Source organism: Curtobacterium sp. BRB10 (assembly GCF_031844325.1).
In the GTDB taxonomy this organism is placed as follows: Bacteria; Actinomycetota; Actinomycetes; order Actinomycetales; family Microbacteriaceae; genus Curtobacterium; species Curtobacterium poinsettiae_A.
The window spans coordinates 151,715-172,562 of record NZ_JAUZVA010000004.1 but is presented as its reverse complement, the minus strand read 5'-3'; the positions used below and the strand labels follow the sequence as shown (position 1 = coordinate 172,562).

The following is a 20,848-nucleotide window of genomic DNA, read 5'->3' as shown; positions in this document are numbered from 1 at the left end:
CAGATACACGACACATGCCGTTCATCTTGACGATCCGTCAGCTGCGGTGGTCAGCGGCGCGGGGACGACGGACGGGAGGCCCGGTGCCAGCTGGCACCGGGCCTCCCGTCCGTCGGTCGGTCGCGTCTACGCGGGGCGCGACGACGGGGACACGTTCTTGGACGCGTCCCGTTCCGGGATGTCGCCGAGTGCCTCGTCGATCGCCGCGAGGGCGTCCGCGTCGAGCTTGACTCCGGCGGCCTTGACGTTGTCCGTGACCTGCTGCGGACGCGAGGCGCCGACGATGGCCGACGCGACGTTCTCGTTCTGCAGGGTCCACGCGATCGCGAGCTGCGCGAGCGTGAGGCCGGCCTGGTCGGCGACGGGCTGCAGGCGCTGCACGGCTTCGAGGACCTCGTCGCGCATGAACCGCTTGATCATGTCCGCGCCGCCCTTCTCGTCCGTGGCGCGCGAGCCCTCGGGCAGGGGCTGACCCGGCTTGTACTTGCCGGTCAGGACGCCCTGCGCGATGGGCGACCAGACGATCTGCGACAGGCCGAGCTGCTTCGAGGCGGGGACGACCTCGCCTTCGATGACCCGCCACAGCATCGAGTACTGCGGCTGGTTCGAGATGAGCTGGAAACCGAGCTCCTTGGCGAGTGCGGCACCGGCGCGGATCTGCTCGGCGGACCACTCGCTGACGCCGATGTAGAGCGCCTTGCCCTGGCGGACGACGTCGGCGAAGGCCTGCATCGTCTCTTCCAGGGGGGTCTCGTAGTCGTAGCGGTGCGCCTGGTAGAGGTCGACGTAGTCGGTCTGCAGTCGCTCGAGCGAGCCGTCGATCGACTCCATGATGTGCTTGCGGCTGAGGCCGACGTCGTTGTGCCCCTTCGGGCCGGTCGGCCAGTAGACCTTCGTGAAGACCTCGAGGGACTGGCGCCGCTCGCCCTTGAGCGCCTCGCCGAGGACGGTCTCGGCGGCGGTGTTGGCGTACGTGTCCGCGGTGTCGAACGTGGTGATGCCGGCGTCGAGCGCTGCCCGCACGCACTGGGTGGCGACGTCGTTCTCGACCTGCGAGCCGTGCGTCAGCCAGTTGCCGTAGGTGATCTCGGAGATCTTGAGTCCGGAGTTGCCCAGGTACCTGAATTCCATGGCCCCGACGCTACTGGCTCCTGCCACGGCGTGAGGGGTCCCGCGAGTGCCTGTCGGGGGTGGGGGGAGTGGCGCGGGCTGGAGGTGCGGGGTGCGGGGTGCGGAGGTGCGGGGTGCGGGGTGCGGGGTACGGCGGTGCGGGGGTGCGGGGGTGCGGGGGTGCGGGGTCGGGAAGGGGATCCGCGAGCGGGCGAAATGCCACGGTGCCCTCGCCAGCACACCCAGACATTTCGCCCGCTCGCCTGGAGGACGACCCCGGGCTGTGGCTTCCTGCTCCCTTCGATCGCCTCCACCCGGCGAACGGGCGAAACATCGCCGTGCGGCCAGGCGGCAGGCACGGTGTTCCGCCCGCTCGCAGGAACAGCCGTCCCTCCACAGCGGCGAGAGCGGGCAAGCCGTCCACAACGGAGGCCCGACTCTCCCCCTCGGGATCGGCTCGCCGTCACGCTGTGGAGATGACCGTGAGACGCCGACTCCCGATGGCACTCCGCGACGCTTCGTTCCGAGTACGGGATGCGCTGCACCGAGGCGTGTCGCGTGGCCGACTCGATGCTCGCGATCTTGTCCGCCCGTTCCACGGCATCCGATCGGCGTTCCCGCCTGAGGCCGTAGATGAACGTGCGAGAGCACTCGCTCATCGGCTCCGCCCCGATCAGGTGTTCAGCCACGTCACCGCAGCAGCGATCATCGGCATCCCACTGCCCCGTCGTCTCGAACGCGACCAGCGGTTGCACGTCACGACGATCGGGACCGACCAAGCGCTCCGGGTTCGCGGCACGGTCGGCCACCGGGCGCGGTACGGATCGGTCCGCGCGACGATCGCACGAGGGGTCCCGCTGACCACTCCGGCCGACACGTTCGTCGCACTGGGCTCGATGCTGACGCTCGACGAACTCATCGTCGCGGGCGATGCGCTCGTGGGGTGGCTCGGCTGGGCGACGCTCGACGAACTCGCCCAGGCCGTCCGTCGACGACGAGGGATGCGCGGCATCGTGAAGCTCCGCCTCGCGCTCGACGAGATCCGGCGGGGATCTCGGTCTCCCGGAGAGACCCGGACACGGCTGGCACTCGTTCGTCGCGGGCTCCCAGAGCCGTCGCTCAACCACGATGTCGTCGTCGACGGGCAGTGGATCGCATGTGTGGACCTTGCCTACCCCGCTGCCAGGGTCGCGATCGAGTACGAGAGCGATCTGCACCGCACCGATCCCGCGACCTTCCGGAAGGACCTGACGCGCGGGGAACACCTGAAGGACGTGGACTGGTGGCTCGTCAGAGCGACAGCAGACGACCTGGCTCACGGTGTCGAGCGTTTCGTGCACCGCATCCGTCGGCTGCTCGAGGTCGGAACCAGAGGAGCCCACGACACGCGGTTTGCGACACTTGGGTGAACAATGGTTGACGCTTCAACCAAAACGGTGCACACTGTCGTAGTATCAACTCGATGCAGGCGCATGGAACGCGTCGCACCGCAGACTCTCGTTCGGAAGAAGGACCACCATGACGCTCACCGCTGACACCGTTCCCGGCTACAAGACCGGCACCTGGAAGATCGACCCGACCCACTCCGAGGTCACCTTCTCGGTTCGCCACCTCGCCATCAGCAAGGTCAAGGGCAAGTTCGAGACGTTCGACGCCACCGTCGTCACCGCCGAGAACCCGCTCGAATCGACCGTCGAGGCCAACATCGACGTCGCGTCGATCAACACCGGCCAGGAGCAGCGCGACCAGCACCTCAAGACGAGCGACTTCTTCCTCACCGAGGAGCACCCGCAGCTGACCTTCCGCTCCACGAGCATCGAGGCGAAGGGCGACGACCTGCACATCGCGGGCGACCTGACCCTGCGCGGCGTCACCAAGCCGGTCGTCCTCAAGGCCGAGCTCGGCGGCTTCACCACCGATGGCTACGGCCAGGTCAAGTTCGGCGCCGAGGCGACCACGAAGATCGACCGCACCGAGTTCGGTGTGAACTGGAACGCGGCGCTCGAGGCCGGCGGCTTCACGCTCGGCAACGACGTCACGATCAACCTCGACGTCCAGTTCGTCCTCCAGGCGGCCTGACCCACCTCTGACGCATTGCCCGACTGAGGGCACCGAACGGCACTCCCAGAACCCGAGAAGAACGCCCCGACTCCGCACGGAGTCGGGGCGTTCTCCGTTGTCGGCACCGGTCCCCCAACGACGAGCGGGCGAAACACCACGGAGCCTCGTCCTGGCTCGTCGGGCATTCCGCCCGCTCGCCGATGCCGGCACCGAAGTCGACGCCGGTCCCCGCGATCACGCCCACGCCGGCGCCCGTGTCGGACGCCACGAGCGGGCGAAACACCACGTCGGTCCCTGTGGCACGCCGGACATTCCGCCCGCTCGCGCAACGACCCGAGCGGAGGACGCGAGCGGAGGACGCGAGCGACCCCGGCCGAGATCGGAAGCGCGGCCGAGCGGGCGGAATGCCCGGGACACGGCGGGGACGCAGCGCGGCATTTCGCCCGCTCGCGCAAGGACGCGCGAGAACGAGCAACGACGAGCAAGGACCCCCAACGACGAGCACGGGGGCACACGGGGCACACGGGGGCACAAACGGGTCACGGGGCGAGCAAGGGCAGGGCAGACAGCGGGGACGGGCGGCCGAGCGCTGCCGCCGCGTAACGTTGGCACGTGCGACGAGGAGAGGGGAATCCACACTCCGCACCCCGAGTTGCACGACAAGCACCAAGCACCAAGCACCAAGCACCCAGCACCAGCACCAGCACCAGCACCAGCACCGGCACCGGCACCAGCGCACACACCCGCACGACGAACAGGAGCACCACCATGGCCACCGACTGGATCGCGATGCAGGCCCTCGCGGCAGCCGAGTTCGGCCGCCGCGTCGCCGCCGTCACCGACTGGGACGCTCCCACCCCCGACTCCGAGTGGACCACCCGCGACCTCGTCGCCCACGTGGTCGACGAGCAGCGCTGGATCCCGAAGCTCCTGACCGGGTGCGACTACGCCCAGGCCCAGGCCGACCTCGAGCCGATCGGTGACGACCTGGTGGCCGAGTGGCACCGGTTCGCCACGGCGGCCACCGACGCCTGGCGGAACGCGCCGCAGGACACCCCCGTGCACCTCAGCACCGACGTCGTGCCCGCCGCGCAGTACCTCACCGAGCAGACGAGCGACATCACGATCCACACGTGGGACCTCGCCCGGGCGACGGGCACCGAGGAGGCCCTGCCCGAGGAGCTCGTCCGCGCGGTGTGGGAGTACTTCGAGCCCCAGATCGAGGACCTCGCCGCCACCGGGCTGTACGCGCCCCCGGTCGACGTCACCGAGGACTCCCCGCTCCAGGTCCGCCTGCTCGCCGTCACAGGCCGCGATGCCAGAGTAACGGCATGACCACCGACACGAGCGGCACCGCCGCGGAGACGAGCAGCATGACCACGGACACGAAGCGCCTCGGCAACTCGGGGCTCGAGATCAGCAGCGTCGTCCTCGGCATGATGTCGTACGGCGACCCGGACCGGGGTTCGCACGCCTGGAGCGTCGGCATCGACGACGCCCGCCCGTTCGTCCGTCGCGCGTTCGAGGCCGGCATCACGACCTTCGACACCGCGAACGTCTACTCCGACGGCAGCAGCGAGGAGATCACCGGCACACTCCTCGCCGAACTGGCTCCGCGCGAGGACGTCCAGGTCTTCACGAAGGTCTTCAACCGGATGCGTCCCGGCCGGAACGGCGCCGGGCTGTCCCGTGCGGCGATCATGCACGAGATCGACGCGTCCCTGACCCGGCTGGGCACCGACTACGTCGACCTGTACCAGATCCACCGCTTCGACCCGGTGACGCCGATCGAGGAGACCATGGAGGCCCTCCACGACGTCGTCAAGGCCGGCAAGGCGCGGTACATCGGTGCGAGCAGCATGTGGACGTGGCAGTTCGCCGAGATGCAGCACACCGCCGAGCGCCACGGCTGGACGAAGTTCGTGAGCATGCAGGACCAGTACAACCTGCTCGAACGCGAGGAGGAGCGCGAGATGCTCCCGTTCTGCGAGCACACCGGCGTCGGCGTGATCCCGTGGAGCCCCCTCGCCCGCGGCCGTGTCACCCGCCCCTGGGACGCCTCCGGTTCGGGTTCGCGTGCGCAGACCGACGAGTTCGGCAAGACCCTGTACAAGCAGGACGAGGACGCCAACCGCGCGATCGTCGACGCGGTCGAGGCCGTCGCCACGGAGCGCGGCGTCCCGATGGCGCAGGTCGCCCTGGCCTGGGTCGCCGGCAAGCCCGCGGTCTCCGCGCCCATCGTCGGCGCGACGAAGGAGCACCACATCGACGACGCGGTGGCCGCAGCGTCGCTGCGGCTCACCGACGACGAGGTCACGCGACTCGAGTCCGCGTACACACCCCGGGTGCCGTCGGGTTTCTGACGCGCCCACGAGCGGACGGGAGGCACGGAGCCGGCTGGCACCGTGCCTCCCGTCCGTCAGGTGGTCGCGGTGACCGCCGTGGTCAGGCGACCACGCCGCCGTCGGTGCGCTGCAGGCGCGCGATGCGCCGCCGCGCGGCCCGTTCGGAAGCGGTCTGGTCATCGAGCACCGCCCCGATCCCGTCGAGCACGAGCTTCGTGGTGCGGACCACCGGCAGCTCGACCGGGCCGACGATCGGCGCACGGAGGCCCAGCAGCGACCGGTGCCGCGGATCGAGCGTGGACACGGCGCCCTGGAACACCGCGCGGTAGCCGGGTCGCAGCAGGCGGGACAGCGGCGGGTCCTTGATGAACCGGACGACGTCGCGGGTGCGCGAGTCGACCAGGAGTTCGCCGCGGTCGAGGTACCCGTTCATCTGGGCACGGAGCTCCGCCTCGGACTCGGGCGGGTCGACGATGCGCATGAGGCGCCCGGCCTCGGCCCACTCCCGCACGTACGCGTCGGCGCCCCCGGGGATCGGACCACCCCAGCGCTGGGCGGCGCGGAGGAACGCGTCGGTGAAGGCGAGGTGCACCCAGCGCGCCAGGTCCGGGTCGTTCGCCGCGTAGGGGCGGGTGGTGCCGTGCGCGTCGACGTACTGCCCACGGACCCGCTCGTGCAGCCGGAGCACCCAGTCGCTGCCGCTGCGAGCGGTCTGCCGGTCGCCGTACGTGACCGTCGCGATCCACCGGCTGGTGCCGGCCAGGCGACCGAACGGGTCCTCGCGGTAGCGGGAGTGGTCGGCGACGCCGGCGAGCGCGCCGGGGTGCAGCGCCTGGACGAGCAGTGCCCGCACACCGGCGACGATGCCGTGGCTGCCACCGTGCACCGCCCACGTGGCGGAGCCCGGACCGAAGAAGCCCGCGTCCGTGCCGTGTTCCAGGTCGTCCATCCAGGCTTCCGTGCCGGTCGAACCACCCGTGAACGTCTGGTTGAGGCGGGACCGGAAGGCGTCGGAGACAGTGGACATGCCGTCATGTTCCGTCCGTCGCCTGGGTAGGGGGTGGCATCGCGCAAAGTGGCCCTCCCAGCGTGCACGGGGGTCGCCCACTAGGTTGGGTCGGGTGAGCATCGACACGCCTCGTCCCTGGCTTGCCTCGTACGCCCCGGGGGTCCCGCACGACATCGAGGAACAGAGTGGTTCCCTGTACGACCTGGTCGAGCAGTCGGCCCGGAAGTTCCCCAGGCAGGTCGCACTCGAGTTCTTCAAGCGCACCACGAGCTACGCCGACCTCGAGGAGCAGATCCTCCGCGCGGCGAACGGCTTGCGGAAGCTCGGCGTGGGCGCGGGTGACCGGGTCGCCATCGTCCTGCCGAACTGCCCGCAGCACATCGTGGCGTTCTACGCGGTGCTGCGGCTCGGCGCGATCGTGGTCGAGCACAACCCGCTGTACACGCCGCGGGAACTCCGCCACCAGTTCGAGGACCACGGTGCCAAGGTCGCCATCGCGTGGGACAAGTCCGTCGCGACGCTGCAGGACTTCCCGGCCGACGTGCACCTCGACGCGATCGTCTCGGTCGACATCACCCGCGCCATGCCCCGGAGCACCCGGCTCGCCCTGGCGCTGCCGGTGTCGAAGGCCCGGGAGTCCCGCGCGAAGCTGACGGCGAAGGTGCGCGGCACGGTCAAGTGGAACGACCTCGCGGACACCCGCAAGCTGTCGAAGCGGCACCCGCGGCCGGCCACCGACGACGTCGCGCTGATCCAGTACACGTCCGGCACCACCGGGATCCCGAAGGGTGCGGTGCTGAGCCACCGGAACCTGCTGGCGAACGCCGCGCAGGCCCGGGCGTGGGTGCCGCAGATCCGCCGCGGCGACAACGTCGTGTACGCGGTGCTGCCGATGTTCCACGCCTACGGCCTGACGCTCTGCCTGACCTTCGCGATGAGCATGGCGTCACGGCTCGTGCTCTTCCCCGCGTTCGACCCCGCCCTCGTCCTGACGGCGATCAAGCGCCACCCACCGACGTTCCTGCCGGCCGTGCCGCCCATCTACGCCCGACTGCAGCACGCGGCGGACTCGGCGAAGGTGTCCCTCAAGGGCATCGAGATCGGCATCTCCGGCGCCATGCCGCTGTCGCAGGACATCGTCGAGCCGTGGGAAGCCCGGACCGACGGCTACCTGGTCGAGGGCTACGGCCTGTCCGAGTGCTCCCCGGTCCTGATGGCCAACCCGGTCTCCCCCGAGCGTCGACTCGGATCGATCGGCCTGCCGCTGTCCTCCACCGAGGCGCGCGTGGTCGACCCCGACGACGACACGAAGGTGCTCGGTATCGACGAGCCCGGCGAACTGCAGGTCCGTGGCCCGCAGGTGTTCCGCGGCTACTGGGGCAAGGCGGAGGCCACCGACGAGGTCTTCACGCCCGACGGCTGGTTCCGCACCGGCGACATCGTGGCGATCGACGCCGACGGGTACGTCCGGATCGTCGACCGCCTGAAGGAACTCATCATCACCGGCGGCTTCAACGTGTCGCCGTCCGAGGTCGAGGACACCCTGCTCAAGCACCCCAGCGTCAAGGAGGTCGCGGTCGTCGGCATCACGCAGGGCGGCAACGAGCAGGTCGTCGCCGCGGTCGTGCCGAAGGACCCCGCTGCGTTCGACGGCGCCGCGCTCCGGGCCTGGTCGCGCGAGCACCTGGCGGCGTACAAGGTGCCGCGCCGGGTCGTCGTGGTCGAGGACCTGCCGCGCTCGATGATCGGCAAGGTGCTGCGGCGGAAGGTGCGGGACCAGATCCTGGACGGCTGACCCGCGGGCGTCACCGCTGGGTGGTCGCTGCAGGTCATCCGGCGCGCCGCGCGGGCAGCGCCAGCACGGACAGCCCGGCCACCACCAGCAGGACGCCGGCCCATCCGCCGAGCCCCAGGCGCTCCCCCACCACGAGCACCGCCAGCACCGCGGCCACGACGGGCTCGAGCAGGGACAGCAACGTCGCGACCGACGCCGTCACCGTCCGGAGCCCGAGCGCGTACAGCGAGTGCCCGATCACCGTCGGTACCAGCGCCAGGTACAGGAACACCGGCCAGTTGCCGGCGTCGCCCAGGAACGGCCCGCCCGCCACCACGGCGAGCACGACGAGCGGCACCGCGGCCACCCCGAACACCGCTCCGACGAGCCCGCGTTCGTTCGGCCCTCGGGCAGCCCGTGCCGCCGCGACCCCGACGTCCCCGCCGACGCGCATGCTGTCGGACTCCGCGCGGACGACGGCGATCGGCATCCGGCTCGTCGCGGCGTGCATCCCCCGCGCCACCGCCCACGAGTACAGCGCGTACGTCAGACCGGCGACCAGGGCGCTGCCGACGCCGACCGCGAGTGACTGCCCGCCGCCGTCGTGCTCCGAGCGCGCGAGGGTGACGACGACCATGCCGACCACGCTCACCAGGGTTGCGAGGACCCACCGACGGGTGACGCGTCTGCGGTCGGCGACCCACTCGACCAGGCCGGCGAAGACGGGCGACGACCCGATGGCCAGGGTCGTGCCGAGCGCGACCCCGGCGTCGGCGAGGGCCGCGTAGAACGCGACCGCGTAGACCACGAGCGATGCGGCCCCGAGCAGCGCCCAGCCGCGGGTCCGGCGCTGCGTGACGGCACGCAGTGTGCCGCGGCCCGCGGTCGCGGCGAGGACGAGGCCGCCGAGCCCGAAGGTCACCGCACCGAACACGAACGCCGGCACACCGGGGGCGAAGTGCGTCGCGGTCCCGGTGGTCCCCCACACCGCCGCGGCGACCGCGATCGCCGCCAGGCCGCCGACGGGCCCGGAGGCACGCCCCGCGCCCGGTCCGTGGCTCACGAGACGTGGACGCTCGGCCGTCGGTTGACCTCGGGTTCCGCTTCGCGCAGGACCTCGCGCGTGACGGGGGCGACGTCGCCGGCGCCGGTGAACACGAAGCGCAGCGCGTTGCGGATCGGACTGCCCTCGTTCCACTCGAAGTAGATGCTCGGCACCACCCCGGCGATGTCGCGGATGGCGAGGAGCGTCGACGCGATGGTGTTCGGGACGTTGCCGGAACGGACCTTGAGCACGCGGAACCCGTGGATGACGTGGCCTTCGACCACCAGGTCCTCTTCGAAGTCCGAGGAGTCGGCCGGCAGGACCTCGAGGAACATCGTCGGCACGCGGGCCGGGATGCCGGAGTCGCGGCGTTCCTCGCGCCCCTTCGCCCGGTACGCCTCGGCCGTGCCGGCACCGGGTTCGTTCGCGATGATGCAGACCGAACTGAACTGGTCGGCGTCGGCCTCGACGAACTGGCGGGCGGTCGCGTCGAGCTCGATCGACGACGCCCGGAGCTCGAACGAACGCCGTACGCGCGAGATGAGCGACACCACGACGATCGCGATGATGAAGATCGCCGCGATCCGCACGCCGTCGGGCCGCTCGATGACGTTGGCGACCGTGGTGTAGACGAACACGACCGAGATCACACCGAACGCGATGGTGCGCTTGCGCTGCTGCTTGCGGCGCGCGGACAGCGTCACCGCGACCGCTGCGCTCGTGATGAGCACCAGCACGCCGGTGGCGTAGGCACCGCCCTGGGCGTCGACGTCGGCCTGGAAGATGATCGTGATGACGAACGCGATGAGCGTGAAGATGATCACGAGGGGACGCACCGCACGCGCCCACTGCGGTGCCATGCCGTAGCGGGGCAGGAACCGCGGCACCAGGTTGAGGAGCCCCGCCATCGCGCTCGCGCCGGCGAACCACAGGATGGCGACGGTCGAGAAGTCGTAGATCGACCCGAACACCCCGCCCATGTACTCGTGCGCCAGGTACGCCAGGGCACGCCCGTTCGCACCGCCGCCCGGCTGGAACTCGCGCTGCGGGATGAGGAACGTCGTCACGATCGACGACGTGATGAGGAACGAGCTCATGATGAGCGCCGCGACGGTCAGCAGCCGCTTGGTGCCGCGGATCCGGCCCTCGGGTCGGTCGCTGGTGTCGTCGCTGGCGTCACCGCGGACCTGGGGCATCACCGCGACGCCGGTCTCGAACCCGGAGAGCCCCAACGCGAGCTTCGGGAACACGATCAGGGCGATGCCGACCATCACGAGCGGGTTGCTGTGCTGCGCCGTCAGCCCGGACCACCAGTCGCTCGCCACCATCGGGTTCTCGAACACGTGCCAGAGGGCGACGATGATGACCACGGCGTTCAGGGCGAGGAACACCGCGACGAGCCCGACCGCGATGCCGATGGCCTCCTTGAACCCGCGCAGGAACACGATGCCGAGCAGGAGCAGCAGCGCCAGGGTGAGCGGCACCGGGATCTCGGTGAACCAGTGCGGCGTGTACGGGTTCTCGGCGATGTGCGCCGTGGCGTCGGCCGCCGACAGGGTCATCGTGATCATGAAGTCCGTCACGGCGAACCCGAGCAGCACCAGCACGAGGAGCTTGCCCGCCCACCACGGTAGGAGCTTCTCGAGCATCATGATCGACCCGGCGCCCCGGAAGCTGTCGTGGGCGATCCGGCGGTAGACCGGCAGCGCCCCGAACAGCGTGACGAGCACGAGGACGATCGTCGCGATCGGCGACAGCAGACCCGCGGCGAGCGCGGCGATGGCGGGCTGGTACCCGAGGGTGGAGAAGTAGTCGACGCCGGTCAGGCACATGACCCGCCACCACGGGTGGGTCTTCTCGACCTCGACCTGGTGCGGGCCCTGGTGCGAGGCGCCCTGGTCGGCCCCGTGCAGCATCCACCGGCGCAGGCGGGTGCTGCGGTCGAGGGGCTGCTCGGTGGCGTCGCGCTGGGCGGCCCGCTCGGCGTCTGTCGCGGTCACGTGGATGATGCTAAGCCGTCCGGGTGGCCCCCGTGCACACCTCGACGGTCCTGTGCACGGAGCGGGCGGACTACCGCCGTGTGCGGGACAGAGCGGCCACGATCCCCGCCACGACCAGCAGCACACCGGCGGCGATGCAGGCGGCCAACAGCAGGGTCATGGTGTCCACTGAGAACATCGGCAGCGCACTCACGGCCATCGCGCCGGCGAACACCAGGAGCAGCACGCCCCAGAGGATCGTGCCGAAGCGTGCACCACCGTGTCGAGGCCGGCGGGCGGGCCCGTCCGCGGCCACCGGCGCAGTCGCCCCGTCGTTCGTCGTGCCGTCGTCCATCGGGCTGTCGTTCGTCGGGCTGTCGTTGGTCGTACTGTCCGTCGTCATCGTCCCGTTCCTCACTCGCCGACCGTGATCGCCCGCGGCACCTCGACGCCACCGCCGAGGATCCACAGGTGCACCGTCGTCGTCTCGTCCGCGTCGGCGGTGCGTGCCGCTCGGTTCTCGAGCGTGGTGGTCCGGAGCACCCCACCGGCGCCGTCGCCGTCGCCGCCGGTGTCGACCCCGTAGCCGACACCGCTCACCTGGACCCGGACCGGCAGGTCGGTCGGCAGCAGGACATCGGCCCCGCCGGCGCCCAGCCAGAGGGTCACGTCGCCCCCGACCGCCGACGGTTCGAGCCCGCGGAGGTCCAGCGTCGGACCGCCGGCCAGCATCGCGAAGTTCCGTTCGGTCCCCGGGGCGGCCCGTTCCACCTGCCACGTGGTGCCGCCGATCAGCGAGACCTGGGTGCCGGCAGGCAGAACCCCGGTGACCACGAGGGCGACCGCGGCGACCGTGGAGAACAGTCCGAGCACGTCGTCGTCACGGCCTCGGACCCCGGCGACGATCGTGGCGACCGCCAGCACGGCGAGCGCCGCGGCGATCCCGAGGACCGGGACGGACCACCCGGCCTGCTGTGCCCAGAACGCGACCCCGGCTCCGGCGACGAGTGCGAGTCCGAGGGACACGGCGACGTACGCAGCACCGGGGCGCCGCTCGGCCCGCTCCGCCCGCCGTTCGGACGCGCGCTCGCGTTCCGCGCGCATCCGCTCCTCGTGCTGCCGTCGCCGGTCCTCGGGGCTCACGGGTGCACCCCACTGCCAGGAGGCCCGTCCTGCGTCCGGCGCGCCGGTCGCCTCCGCGGTCCACGCGTTCCGGGCCGGGCGCGGCTCCTCGGGGCTGGTCCAGAAGTCGCCTCGCGGGGCAGCGGTCGGGTCGGTGCCAGCGCCGGTGCTCGCGGTCCGCTCACCGTCCACCCCGCGTCGGGCCAGGACCACGATGAGCCACACGATCCCGCCGACCAGCACGATGCTCCACGCGGTGGCGAGGGTCGCCTCGAGCCAGCCGGGCATCCCCCAGGCGTCCGGGACCCCCTGCCACCAGAGGCCGCGGGCGGCGGGCACGAAGGTGAGCGCCACGAAGGCGCCGATCGCGATGAGCGCCGGGTCGAGGACCCCGCGGATCATCCGTTCGACGTGGATGCGTCCGGCGGTGTCGGGCAGCAGCGCCCAGCCGGCCGCGTAGGCGAGGAAGACCGGCCCGCCCAGCAGCGCGACGACGATCGTCACGCCGCGGACCACGAGGGGGTCGAGCCCGGTGCGGCGGGCGACGGCGCCGCACACGCCGGCGAGCCAGCGGTCGTCGGTGCGCGCGATGCCGAGGCCGCGGACCCAGTCGAAGAACCGGGTCGTCGAGTCGGCGCTGCCGGCGGCGGTGCCGGGAGCGGAGTCGTACTGGTGATCGGTCATGGCCACCAGCATCCCGGCAGTGCTGCGCCGACGCCATCGGGGTTCCCCCTGACCAGTCCCTGATCCCGGCCCCGGACCCTGCTGCGCCGGCCGTTCCGGTGCCAGGATTGCCCCATGGCCACCGCGACGATGACGCGCCCGACCCCCAGGGTCGTCGGCGGGGTCTGCAGCGGGTTCGCGGCGCACACCGGGTTGCCGGTCGGAGCCGTCCGGCTCGCCACCGCGGTGCTGGTGGTCTGCGGTGGCGCCGGCCTGCTGCTCTACGCCTGGCTCTGGGCGACCGTGCCGAGCGCTGCCGCCGGGGCAACCGCCGGGCGCGCGCCGCTCAAGTCCGTGCTGACCCCGGCCGCCGACGTCGACCAGGACGAGACCACCGCGTCCGCCCGGCGTGCCCCGGTCGTCGAGATCCTGCTCGGCGTGGCCCTGCTCGCCGCTGCCGGCGCCGTCGTCGCGGCACGGATGGGCGCCGCCGTGCCCCTCGAGGTCGTCGTGCCCGGCGTCGTGGTCGTCACCGGCGCCGCACTCGCCTGGCGGCAGTTCGACGCGCTGCGCAACGTCCGCACGGCCGGATCGTCCGCCCTGGTCGTCCGGGCGCTCGGAGCCCTGGTGCTCGTCGTGCTCGGCATCCTGCTGTTCTTCACGACGAGCAGCCGCCCGAACGTCTGGACCGTGCTGACCGCCGCGGTCGCCGTCCTGGTCGGCGTCGCCGTCGTGGTCGCCCCGTGGGTGGTCCGGCTCGTCCGCGACCTCGCCGAGGAACGCGCCGCCCGAGTCCGCGACCTCGAGCGGGCCGAGTTCGCGGCGCACCTGCACGACTCGGTGCTGCAGACCCTCGCCCTCATCCAGCAGAAGGCCGAGCCGGGTTCGGACGCGGCACGGCTGGCGCGGGCGCAGGAGCGCGAGCTGCGGTCCTGGCTCTTCACGGAACAGGCGGAACCGACGCGCGACCTCGGCGCGCAGCTGCGCGACGCCGCCGTGGACATCGAGGCCGAGTACCCCGCCCGCATCGAGGTCATCGCGGTCGGACCCGCCCGCAGCGACCTGCCGGACGGGCTCGTCGCCGCCGCCCGCGAGGCGATGCTCAACGCCGCCCGGCACGCCGGTGGGACCGTGAGCGTGTACGTCGAGACCGCCGGTGACCGGGTCGAGCTCAGCATCCGCGATCGCGGCCCGGGCTTCGACGTCGACGCGGTGCCCGCGGGCCGGTACGGCGTCCGCGAGTCGATCGTCGGCCGGATGCAGCGCCTCGGGGGCCACGCGACCATCGCGCCCGGGCCGGGGCACACCGGCACCGAGGTCCGGCTGACCCTGCCGCTCGCACCCGCGGCCCAGGACGAGGAGCACGCATGACCGAGCCCGCCCCGTTGACCGTCGCGATCGTCGACGACCACTCCATCTTCCGAGTCGGCGTGCGCGCTGGACTGCCACCGGGCCTCCAGGTCGTGGGTGAGGCGGCGACCGTCGACGAGGCCGTGGCGCTCGTCGCGGCCACCCGCCCACGCGTCGTCCTGCTCGACGTGCACCTGCCGGGCGGCGCCGGCGGCGGCGGTGCCGAGGTGATCACGCGGTCGGCGCCGGAGGACCCGGACACCCGGTTCCTCGCGTTGAGCGTGTCGGACGCTGCCGACGACGTGGTGCGGGTCATCCGCGCCGGCGCCCGCGGGTACATCACGAAGAGCTCGTCGAGCGCCGAGGTCGCCGAGGCCGTGGCCCGTGTGGCGGACGGGGACGCGGTGTTCTCGCCGCGCCTGGCCGGCTTCGTTCTCGACGCGTTCGGAGCGGTCAGCGGCGAGACGGCGCAGCACGACGCCGAGCTGGACCGCCTGTCCGCCCGCGAGCAGGAGGTCATGCGGCTGATCGCGCGCGGGTACGCCTACAAGGAGGTCGCGACGGAGCTGTTCATCTCGGTGAAGACCGTCGAGACACACGTGTCGAAGGTCCTGCGGAAGCTCCAGCTGTCGAACCGGCACGAGCTGACCGCGTGGGCGCTGCAGCGCAAGCTGCTCTGATCACTTCGCGCTGATGCGAGGCGGTGAGGGGGGCAGCCTTGTTGACCGCCCACAGCCGCCTCACTTCGCGCTGATCCTGGTGTACTTGTTCACCGCCCACGGGACGAACACCACGAGCATCACGGCGATCCCGATCAAGACGGTCAGCACGGGGTGCTGCATCGTCCAGATGTCCGGCACCGGGGCGGACCCGACGTTGCCGAACAGCTCCCGCGCGGCCTGCACGAGCGACGACACCGGGTTCCACTCCGCGAACACGCGCAGCACCAGCGGCAGGGTGTCGCTCGGCACGAACGCGTTCGAGATGAACGTCAGCGGGAACAGGATCATGAACGAGGCGTTGTTGATGACCTCGGGCGTCTTGACGCTCATGCCGAGCAGCGCCATCACCCAGCTGAACGCGTAGCTGAACAGCAGCAGCAGGGCGATGCCGGCCAGGAACTCGAGCGGCGACGAGTTCACCCGCCACCCGACCGCCAGGCCGGTGAGCATCATGATCGCCATCGAGATCGAGTTCAGGACGAGGTCGGAGTTGGTGCGCCCGACCAGCACCGCGGACGCCGACATCGGCAGCGTCCGGAACCGGTCGATCAGCCCTTCCTTCAGGTCCTGCGCCATCGCCGACCCGGAGAACGTCGCACCGAACACCACGGTCTGCGCGAAGATCCCCGCCATCAGGAACTGCGTGTAGTCGGTCCCCTGCACCTGGATGGCGCCGCCGTACACCTGGCTGAACAGCAGCACGAACATGATCGGCTGCAGCACGGCGAACACGAGCATGTCCGGCGACCGCTTGAGCTTGATGAGGTTCCGCTTGGTGACGGTCCAGCCGTCCTCGACCCAGACGGCGAGCGGCGAGGTCACGACGACGGGCAGGTGGCGGCCCGGCGCGAGGGACGTGGTGGTCATCGTGCCGTCTCCTTCTGCTTGGTTGCCGCGGGTTCGCCGGCGTCGTCGTCCGTCGCGGCGTGCCCGGTCAGGCGGAGGAAGACGTCGTCGAGGGTCGGTCGTCGCATGCCGGCGTCGTGGAGTTCGATGCCGGCCTCGCCCAGGTCGGCGAGCACGCGCTGCAGGGCTGCCGGACCGGCCTCCACCGCGATGGCACGGGTGCGGCCGTCGCCCGAGGTCTCGACCTCACCGACCCCGGAGCGGCGCAGCACCGTGGTCGCCGCGTCGCCGTCGGCATCGTCGACCAGGGTGACGACCACCCGGTGCCCGCCGACCTGCGCCTTGAGCTGGTCCGCGGTGCCCTCGGCGATGACCGCCCCGTCGTCGATGACCGCGATGTCGTCGGCGAGCCGGTCGGCTTCTTCCAGGTACTGGGTGGTGAGGAGCACCGTCGCGCCCTCGGCCACGAGGTCCTCGATGATGCCCCAGAGCGCCAGCCGGCTGCGGGGGTCGAGGCCCGTGGTCGGTTCGTCGAGGAACAGCACGCGCGGGTTCATCACCAGCGCCCCGGCGAGGTCGATGCGTCGCCGCATGCCGCCGGAGAAGCCCTTCACCGGTCGGTCCCCGGCCTCGGACAGGTCGAAGACGTCGATGAGCTCCCGGGCACGATCGCGCGCCGTCCTGCGGCCCAGGTGGTAGAGCCGCCCGATCATCTCGAGGTTCTCGAACCCGGTCAGGTTCTCGTCGACCGCCGCGTACTGCCCGGACACCCCGATGGACCGCCGGGTGGCCTGCGGGTCGGCGATCACGTCGATGCCGTCGATCGTCGCGGTGCCCGAGTCCGGTGTGATGAGGGTGGTCAACACCTTCACCACCGTGGTCTTGCCTGCGCCGTTCGGCCCGAGCAGCGCCTTCACGGTGCCCTGTGGCACCGACAGGTCGAGTCCGGCGAGCGCGTGCACCGGCCCGGACTTCGACCTGTAGGTCTTGGTGAGCCCGGAGGCTTCGATGATGGCCATGTCGCTCCTTCGTCGGACACGGTGGGTACCCGGGGGTCCGGCGGAGCGACGGACGTCACTCAGACGTCGAAGTCACCACCACCGAAGTCGCTGAAGCCACCGCCGAAGTCGGATCCGCTGTCGCCCCAGCCCGCATTGTCGAAGCCGCCGCCGTCGGATGCGCCGCCGTCGGACGCCCCGGCATCGCCGGATTCAGCACCAGTGTCCTCCGAACCACCGTCACCCGCAGCGTCGGTACCGCCATCGAACGAACCGGGGTCCGGCAGGAACGCGCTCATGATCGCCGAACCGATGACGTAGCCGGCCACCGTCCCGAGGATCGAGGCGCCGATCATGCTGCCGAACGACGGACCGCCGCGCTGGCCGCCGAAGCGTCCGCCACCGCCGACACCGCCGAGCGAGCGCTCCATGAAGCCCGGCTGACGGATCTCGGAGCGGGTCGCCGACTGGGCGAGCGAGCGGGGGTCGTCACCCCGGGGCGCCTCACCGGGAGGCGCGGTCCGGGTGAACTCGTCGTAGACCATGCGGCGCTGCTCGTCGGTCAGCTTGGCGAAGGCCTCGGCGTGGACCTCTTCGATGCGCTCCGGCGGTGCGGTGCGGAGCAGGTAGCGGTAGCGCTCGACCGCACGCTCGTCGTCGGTCGTCGCACCCTGCTGCTGCGTCGGTGCACCGCCCCACTGCGGGACGCCGTACTGGCCGCCCTGCGGTGCGGACGGCGCCGGCTGCTGGTACGACTGCTGGCCGTACCGGTAGCCCTGCTGCTGCGGCGGCTGCCCCCACTGGTTCTGCTGCGCGTCAGCGGATCGGTCACGCTCCGGACGTCCGAGCAGGCGGTCGAGGAATCCCATGGTCGATGCTCCTTCGGGTGCACGGTGGGCCCGGTCGGACCCGTCGTGGACTGCAACACTACGAACCCCGGGCGTCCGGTGACTGAGCGCCCGCTCAGAGTCGGCCGGGAGGCGCGTGCCGGGCTGGCACCGTGTCTCCAGTCCGACGGTGCGCACCTGCGCACCCCGTGCGCGGTTCCCGGCCGCGTGCGCGCTCGCAGCACCGCACCCGGCAGCCGACCCAGCACCGGGTCGCAGACCCCGCACCGTGCGCCGCGGCTCACCCCGCGGCGAGCGCCGCCGTCCACACCGCGTGCAGCTCGTCCGCGGCACCAGGGTGCGCCACCAGGAACGGCTCCCCCACGGGCGGGAAGCCCTCGACGGGGCCGGCCGGCGTCAGCACGACGCCCCCGGCCTCGTGCACGAGCAGCACCGCGGCCCCGTGATCGACCGGGTTGAACGCCGAGACGCAGCCGCCGATCCCACGCCCGGCCGCGACCTGCGCGATCGTCAACGTGCCCGACCCCTGCACCCGGAGGGTGCACGACCGGTCGGCCAGGGCGTCGAGGAACGCCCCGAACCCCGGCCAGGGGCGGTGTCCGTCGAGCTCGGTGCCGACGACGGCGCCGGCGAGCGGCCGGGGTGTGTCGTCGAGTCGGAGCTGGCGCTCGCGCAGGGTGGCGCCGCGGCCACGTCGGGCCTCGAGCACCTCGCCGCGCCAGGGGTCGGCGACGACACCGACGAGCGGTCGGCCACCACGGGTCAGGCAGAGCGACATCGAGGTCCAGGGCACGCCGTTGGCCAGGTTGGTGGTGCCGTCGACGGGGTCGAGGAACCAGCGGTGCCGGTCGCCGGGGGCCTCGCCGTACTCCTCGCCGGTGAACCCGTGCGTGGGGAAGACCATCCGCACGCGGGAGCGGACGTGCTGCTCCACCAGGCGGTCGACGTCGGTGACCAGGTCGGCGGGGTTCGCCTTGGTGTGGACCTCGCTGACCGGGTGCTCACGCGTGTAGGCGATGACCTCGTGGGCGATGCGGTGGGCCAGGGCCTGGGCGCGCGAGGCGACCTCGGTCTCGGTGGGCTCGCGGTCGCGCTCGGGCCAGCCGTCGCGCTCAGCCGCGGACAGGGCCGCTCCGATGGAACCGACGTCGTTCGTGGTGATCGAATCGACGCCGAGCCGGGCTGCCCAGACCGCCGGCTCGACGTCGTCGATCGTCCAGACGGCGACGCGCAGGCCCAGGGCGTGTGCGACCTCGACGGTGCGCGGTGTGAGGAACGCGACGTCGAGGTTGAGCGTCGACGGGTCGAGCGCCTCGAGGTCCGCCGACACGGGCGGGTCGAGCGACTCCCACGCCAGCCAGACGTCGGCGTCGGGCAGCACGGAACGGACGGCCGCCATCGCCGCCGGCGCCCCGCACCAGGCCACCACCGTGGAGCCGGTGAAGCCGGCCACGGTCCGGGCGGCCACCAGTGCGTCCTCGGCGTCCGTCAGGTCGACGAGCAGGGTCGACCGGCAGCCGTCGAGCCGTTCGAGCGCACCGTCGAGCCGCGGGATCCGGTCGAGGCCGTTGCCGAGCCGGGCGACGTCGCACCAGTCGACGTCGGCCACCCGGCGGGCGTCGCCCCACATCCGGCCGAGGGTCTCGTCGTGCAGCAGGACGGCGACGCCGTCGGCGGTGCGGCGGACGTCGACCTCGATCACCTCGGCGCCGAGCGCCTCGGCGACCGCGATGGCGGGCAGCGTGTTCTCGCGCCGGACGCGCGGCGCACCGCGGTGGGCGACGAGCCGTGGCGGACGCACGCCGGGCCTCCCGTCCGGGCTGGTGGCGACCACCTGGTCGGCGGGTGCCGACACGGCGGCGCTCACCGGGCGACCTCGAGCAGCACGCCGTCGCGGTGGACGAGCACGTCGCCCAGGCGCACCCCGGTCTCGGTGCCGACCGTCGGCGGTGGCCCGGTGACGTAGGCGCGGAGCTCTGCGCCGTCGGTGCTGAGCACCACCTCGGCGAAGTGCCCGCGCATGAGCACCCGCGCGACGGTCGCACGGATCGGCGAGTCGTCGGTGAGCACGACCTGCTCGGGCCGGACCAGCACCGTGTCGGCCGCCGTCGGACTGACCGACGTGCCGGCGAGGAACCGGCCGGTGACGACGCTCGTCGAGCCGATGAACGATGCGACGAAGCTCGTGGCGGGGCGGGCGTAGAGCTCCGTCGGGGTCGCGATCTGCTCGATGCGGCCGTCGTGCATGACGGCGATCCGGTCGGAGATGCTGAGCGCTTCGTCCTGGTCGTGCGTCACGATCACGGTCGTGATGCCGAGTCGCTGCTGGATGCGGCGGATCTCGTCGCGGACGCTCACGCGGAGCTTCGCGTCGAGGTTCGACAACGGCTCGTCGAGGAGCAGCACGTCGGGCTCCTGCACGATGGCGCGCGCCAGGGCGACGCGCTGCTGCTCACCGCCCGAGATCGCGGTCGGCTTCGAGCCGGCGTGGTGGCTCAGGCCGACGAGCTCGAGCGCGTCGCGCACCCGCTCGGCGACCCGCTGCTTCGGCACCCGTCGGGTCCGCAGCGGGAACGCGACGTTCTGCGTCACCGTCATGTGCGGCCAGAGCGCGTAGTTCTGGAACACCATCGCGCTCGGCCGGCGCTCCGGGCCGAGCGACGTGACGTCGCGGTCCCCCATGGCCACCACGCCGCCGTCGGCGGGCAGGAACCCCGCCACCATGCGGAGCGTCGTGGTCTTGCCGCATCCGGACGGCCCGAGCAGCGAGACGAGCTCGCCCTTCGCGACGTCGAGGTCGATGCCGGCGACGACCTCGCGCCCGCCGAGCGTCTTGCGCAGTCCGCGGATGGTGAGGCCGCCGGATCGGGTCCGGTCCGTCGTGCTGCCGTCGGCCTGGAGGCCCGGAGCGCGTTCCGTGACGAGCGCCTGGTCCGTCATCTGGTCGCCTTTCGTGCTGGTGTGGGTCATCGGTGT

General features: G+C 71.9%; 18 protein-coding genes. 7 read left to right on the top strand and 11 right to left on the bottom strand.

Going from position 1 to position 20,848, the window contains the following annotated elements:
* Positions 1-126 precede the first annotated feature (126 nt).
* Positions 127-1,131 (bottom strand): aldo/keto reductase family protein, encoded by a 1,005-nt coding sequence (locus tag Q9R26_RS10225; protein WP_071405490.1) that lies wholly within the window; start codon positions 1,129-1,131, stop codon positions 127-129.
* Positions 1,132-1,787: 656 nt separating this feature from the next.
* Between Q9R26_RS10225 and Q9R26_RS10220 the strand changes: the two genes are divergently transcribed.
* From Q9R26_RS10220 to Q9R26_RS10205, 4 genes are all read left to right on the top strand, one after another.
* Entirely contained in the window at positions 1,788-2,519 is a 732-nt protein-coding gene (locus Q9R26_RS10220; protein WP_311227213.1) for a hypothetical protein, read from the top strand.
* A 109-nt stretch (positions 2,520-2,628) separates the two neighbouring features.
* Positions 2,629-3,189 (top strand): YceI family protein, encoded by a 561-nt coding sequence (locus Q9R26_RS10215; protein WP_027464630.1) that lies wholly within the window; start codon positions 2,629-2,631, stop codon positions 3,187-3,189.
* A 750-nt stretch (positions 3,190-3,939) separates the two neighbouring features.
* Complete coding sequence (locus tag Q9R26_RS10210; RefSeq protein WP_182065874.1) at positions 3,940-4,506, top strand: TIGR03086 family metal-binding protein; 567 nt, start codon at positions 3,940-3,942, stop codon at positions 4,504-4,506.
* Positions 4,503-5,534 (top strand): aldo/keto reductase, encoded by a 1,032-nt coding sequence (locus tag Q9R26_RS10205; RefSeq protein WP_280634932.1) that lies wholly within the window; start codon positions 4,503-4,505, stop codon positions 5,532-5,534. The genes Q9R26_RS10210 and Q9R26_RS10205 overlap by 4 nt, the downstream gene beginning before the upstream one ends.
* 82 nt (positions 5,535-5,616) lie before the next feature.
* On the opposite strand, the gene Q9R26_RS10200 is transcribed toward Q9R26_RS10205, so the two are convergent.
* The gene (locus Q9R26_RS10200) at positions 5,617-6,543 is read right to left on the bottom strand and encodes an oxygenase MpaB family protein (protein ID WP_182065875.1); all 927 of its coding nucleotides are present in this window, start codon (positions 6,541-6,543) and stop codon (positions 5,617-5,619) included.
* A gap of 94 nt (positions 6,544-6,637) precedes the next feature.
* On the opposite strand from Q9R26_RS10200, the gene Q9R26_RS10195 reads away from it, so the two are divergent.
* The gene (locus Q9R26_RS10195; RefSeq protein WP_311227212.1) at positions 6,638-8,320 is read left to right on the top strand and encodes a long-chain-fatty-acid--CoA ligase; all 1,683 of its coding nucleotides are present in this window, start codon (positions 6,638-6,640) and stop codon (positions 8,318-8,320) included.
* A 34-nt stretch (positions 8,321-8,354) separates the two neighbouring features.
* Here Q9R26_RS10195 and Q9R26_RS10190 read toward each other — a convergent pair whose 3' ends face one another.
* From Q9R26_RS10190 to Q9R26_RS10175, 4 genes are all read right to left on the bottom strand, one after another.
* Positions 8,355-9,362, bottom strand: a complete 1,008-nt coding sequence (locus Q9R26_RS10190) for an EamA family transporter (protein ID WP_311227211.1) — start codon at positions 9,360-9,362, stop codon at positions 8,355-8,357.
* Positions 9,359-11,260, bottom strand: a complete 1,902-nt coding sequence (locus tag Q9R26_RS10185; protein WP_247737568.1) for an amino acid transporter — start codon at positions 11,258-11,260, stop codon at positions 9,359-9,361. The genes Q9R26_RS10190 and Q9R26_RS10185 overlap by 4 nt, the downstream gene beginning before the upstream one ends.
* Before the next feature lie 154 nt (positions 11,261-11,414).
* Positions 11,415-11,726, bottom strand: coding sequence for a hypothetical protein (locus Q9R26_RS10180; protein ID WP_311227210.1), 312 nt, complete (start codon positions 11,724-11,726; stop codon positions 11,415-11,417).
* Between the two features lie 11 nt (positions 11,727-11,737).
* On the bottom strand, positions 11,738-13,129 hold the full coding sequence (locus tag Q9R26_RS10175) for a PspC domain-containing protein (RefSeq protein WP_311227209.1): 1,392 nt from the start codon (positions 13,127-13,129) through the stop codon (positions 11,738-11,740).
* Between the two features lie 114 nt (positions 13,130-13,243).
* Here Q9R26_RS10175 and Q9R26_RS10170 point away from each other — a divergent pair, with 114 nt between their 5' ends.
* The gene (locus Q9R26_RS10170) at positions 13,244-14,479 is read left to right on the top strand and encodes a PspC domain-containing protein (protein WP_311227208.1); all 1,236 of its coding nucleotides are present in this window, start codon (positions 13,244-13,246) and stop codon (positions 14,477-14,479) included.
* Positions 14,476-15,138: a response regulator transcription factor gene (locus Q9R26_RS10165; RefSeq protein WP_209133516.1), complete on the top strand. Its 663-nt coding sequence runs from the start codon at positions 14,476-14,478 to the stop codon at positions 15,136-15,138. Before Q9R26_RS10170 ends, Q9R26_RS10165 begins: the two co-directional genes overlap by 4 nt.
* 60 nt (positions 15,139-15,198) lie before the next feature.
* Here Q9R26_RS10165 and Q9R26_RS10160 read toward each other — a convergent pair whose 3' ends face one another.
* From Q9R26_RS10160 to Q9R26_RS10140, 5 genes are all read right to left on the bottom strand, one after another.
* The gene (locus Q9R26_RS10160; RefSeq protein ID WP_311227207.1) at positions 15,199-16,047 is read right to left on the bottom strand and encodes an ABC transporter permease; all 849 of its coding nucleotides are present in this window, start codon (positions 16,045-16,047) and stop codon (positions 15,199-15,201) included.
* Entirely contained in the window at positions 16,044-17,045 is a 1,002-nt protein-coding gene (locus tag Q9R26_RS10155) for an ATP-binding cassette domain-containing protein (protein ID WP_311227206.1), read from the bottom strand. Before Q9R26_RS10155 ends, Q9R26_RS10160 begins: the two co-directional genes overlap by 4 nt.
* 59 nt (positions 17,046-17,104) lie before the next feature.
* Positions 17,105-17,893, bottom strand: coding sequence for a hypothetical protein (locus Q9R26_RS10150; protein ID WP_247737507.1), 789 nt, complete (start codon positions 17,891-17,893; stop codon positions 17,105-17,107).
* A gap of 259 nt (positions 17,894-18,152) precedes the next feature.
* Positions 18,153-19,739 (bottom strand): inositol monophosphatase family protein, encoded by a 1,587-nt coding sequence (locus tag Q9R26_RS10145; protein WP_311227205.1) that lies wholly within the window; start codon positions 19,737-19,739, stop codon positions 18,153-18,155.
* Positions 19,736-20,842, bottom strand: coding sequence for an ABC transporter ATP-binding protein (locus tag Q9R26_RS10140; protein WP_311227204.1), 1,107 nt, complete (start codon positions 20,840-20,842; stop codon positions 19,736-19,738). The genes Q9R26_RS10145 and Q9R26_RS10140 overlap by 4 nt, the downstream gene beginning before the upstream one ends.
* Positions 20,843-20,848 lie beyond the last annotated feature (6 nt).

Coding starts and splice junctions, on each gene's coding strand:
- Q9R26_RS10225 (WP_071405490.1), bottom strand. CDS start 1,131: ATGGAATTCAGGTACCTGGGCAACTCCGGACTCAAGATCTCCGAGATC.
- Q9R26_RS10215 (WP_027464630.1), top strand. CDS start 2,629: ATGACGCTCACCGCTGACACCGTTCCCGGCTACAAGACCGGCACCTGG.
- Q9R26_RS10210 (WP_182065874.1), top strand. CDS start 3,940: ATGGCCACCGACTGGATCGCGATGCAGGCCCTCGCGGCAGCCGAGTTC.
- Q9R26_RS10205 (WP_280634932.1), top strand. CDS start 4,503: ATGACCACCGACACGAGCGGCACCGCCGCGGAGACGAGCAGCATGACC.
- Q9R26_RS10200 (WP_182065875.1), bottom strand. CDS start 6,543: ATGTCCACTGTCTCCGACGCCTTCCGGTCCCGCCTCAACCAGACGTTC.
- Q9R26_RS10185 (WP_247737568.1), bottom strand. CDS start 11,260: ATGCTGCACGGGGCCGACCAGGGCGCCTCGCACCAGGGCCCGCACCAG.
- Q9R26_RS10180 (WP_311227210.1), bottom strand. CDS start 11,726: ATGACGACGGACAGTACGACCAACGACAGCCCGACGAACGACAGCCCG.
- Q9R26_RS10175 (WP_311227209.1), bottom strand. CDS start 13,129: ATGACCGATCACCAGTACGACTCCGCTCCCGGCACCGCCGCCGGCAGC.
- Q9R26_RS10170 (WP_311227208.1), top strand. CDS start 13,244: ATGGCCACCGCGACGATGACGCGCCCGACCCCCAGGGTCGTCGGCGGG.
- Q9R26_RS10165 (WP_209133516.1), top strand. CDS start 14,476: ATGACCGAGCCCGCCCCGTTGACCGTCGCGATCGTCGACGACCACTCC.
- Q9R26_RS10160 (WP_311227207.1), bottom strand. CDS start 16,047: ATGACCACCACGTCCCTCGCGCCGGGCCGCCACCTGCCCGTCGTCGTG.
- Q9R26_RS10155 (WP_311227206.1), bottom strand. CDS start 17,045: ATGGCCATCATCGAAGCCTCCGGGCTCACCAAGACCTACAGGTCGAAG.
- Q9R26_RS10150 (WP_247737507.1), bottom strand. CDS start 17,893: ATGGGATTCCTCGACCGCCTGCTCGGACGTCCGGAGCGTGACCGATCC.
- Q9R26_RS10140 (WP_311227204.1), bottom strand. CDS start 20,842: ATGACCCACACCAGCACGAAAGGCGACCAGATGACGGACCAGGCGCTC.